Source organism: Solihabitans fulvus, assembly GCF_008386585.1.
In the GTDB taxonomy this organism is placed as follows: Bacteria; Actinomycetota; Actinomycetes; order Mycobacteriales; family Pseudonocardiaceae; genus Solihabitans; species Solihabitans fulvus.
Map to the genome: position 1 here is coordinate 1 of NZ_VUOB01000286.1, position 244 is coordinate 244.

The following is a 244-nucleotide window of genomic DNA, read 5'->3' on the forward strand; positions in this document are numbered from 1 at the left end:
GAACGGCCCACGATACCGACATTACCCGGCATATAGATGTGGCCCGGCATAATGCCCAGCATGGATTTACCCGGACTGATAGTACCCGCACAATTCGGGCCGGTCAGCACCATGCGCTGTTCTTTGGGGAAACGGCTCAGGTAGATTTTGACTTTCATCATGTCCTGGGTCGGAATACCGTCAGTAATACAAACACAGTATTTGATACCGGCTTCGGCGGCTTCCATGATGGAATCAGCGGTTA

The 244-nt window shown here is 52.0% G+C and carries 1 pseudogene; it reads right to left on the reverse strand.

The features are described 5' to 3' along the window. Positions 1 to 227 (reverse strand): annotated as a pseudogene (locus tag F0L68_RS41595) (succinate--CoA ligase subunit alpha); the annotation flags it as partial. Positions 228 to 244 lie beyond the last annotated feature (17 nt).